At 34.9% G+C, this 1,418-nt stretch carries 2 protein-coding genes; one reads left to right on the top strand and one right to left on the bottom strand.

What is annotated here, in order from left to right; translation table 11 throughout:
* A partial coding sequence (locus ABGX27_04720; GenBank protein ID MEO2068797.1) for a putative LPS assembly protein LptD occupies positions 1-778 on the bottom strand: 778 nt, incomplete at its 3' end.
* A gap of 95 nt (positions 779-873) precedes the next feature.
* Here ABGX27_04720 and ABGX27_04715 point away from each other — a divergent pair.
* Positions 874-1,418 (top strand): RNA methyltransferase (locus ABGX27_04715; protein MEO2068796.1); only part of this gene is annotated, 545 nt, incomplete at its 3' end.

The following is a 1,418-nucleotide window of genomic DNA, read 5'->3' as shown; positions in this document are numbered from 1 at the left end:
AGTCTTTTTGACCTTCTTTATTTATAATCGAATATGACAAGTTTCCTTTATTATTTTTAGAAAGAATATATCGGAACTCAGCACTTTTGCTATTTCCATCTTTTGTTCTCTTCTCATAAGTTAAAGTAAGGTCTGCGCTTCTTCCAAGAACTATATAAAAAGGTTGTTTGTATATAAAACCATCTTCTTTTCTATACCCTACTCTTGGAAGTAAAAAACCGGTCTTTCTTTCCCTAATTATGGGAGTACTTAAATATGGCAAGAAAAAGACAGGAATTTCCTTTATTCTAAAAGATACCCATTTACCTTTTATACCTTCTCCAAGAAGAACGTTAAACTTTTTTGCCCCAATAGACCAATCGGGACATCTTTGTGAACACGGAGTATAAATTCCGTCATAGGCAACCCACTCTTTTTCGGATATTCTTTCTATCCTCTTAGCTTTGATGTAATCAGTGGAAGATAATTTTCCGTAAACGTTTGTAAGAACTGCTTTTTTTGTATTTAAGTCGTAAATCAACTTATCACAGAAAAGCTCAGTATCACCTTCTTTAACAAAAACATTTCCCTCGAGTCTTAAAATACCTTTCTCCCTATAATAAGCTTTATCCCCTTTTAGAAATACTTTACCGTAAAGTATCTCTACACTTCCTTCTGCAACAACTTCTTTACTAACACTTCCCTTTAAACTTTCCGCTTCTATTTGAAGTTTATTTTGTGCAAAGGAGTCTAGAGAAAACAAAAACAGGAAAACAGTTAGCAAAACAACCTGTTTCAATCTCTTACTCTCCTTTCTTATTTACAGGGAAATTTTATAATAGGAAATCAAAGTTTTTGACATACTTTCGGTAGTAATTTAGAAGGGGAGATTAGATGGCTGTATATGTGGCACTACTCCACTATCCGGTTTACAATAAGGCAAGGAAAGTAGTATCAACATCACTTACAACTCTTGATATACATGACATAGCGAGAGCTTCTAGAACTTACGGAGTGAAAAGATACTACCTTGTTCAACCGATAGAAAACCATTTGTGGCTTGCAAATAAGCTTCTAACCTTCTGGCAAGGAGGACACGGAAAGGAATACAATCCCAAAAGGTGGGAAGCATTAAAACTCGTTAAGGCTGTTCCTTACTTTGAAGATGCATTAAAAGATATAGAGAAAGAGGATAATGTAAAACCGAAAATTGTTGTTACTACCGCAAGGAATTATGAAAATGCTATCTCGTTTAAAGAATTAAGAGAGAAAATAGAGAATGGAAAGGACATTATCATTTGCTTTGGAACCGGTTGGGGACTTACCGAGGAGTTTATAAAAAGCGCTGATTATATCTTAGAACCCGTAAAAGGGCCTACCGACTATAACCATCTTTCTGTACGATCAGCAGCAGCAATAATTCTTGATAGACTCTTAGG

Source organism: Desulfurobacteriaceae bacterium (assembly GCA_039832905.1).
In the GTDB taxonomy this organism is placed as follows: domain Bacteria; phylum Aquificota; class Aquificia; order Desulfurobacteriales; family Desulfurobacteriaceae; genus Desulfurobacterium.
The sequence above is the reverse complement of the archived record's forward strand: the minus strand, read 5'-3'. Positions and strand labels throughout refer to the sequence as shown.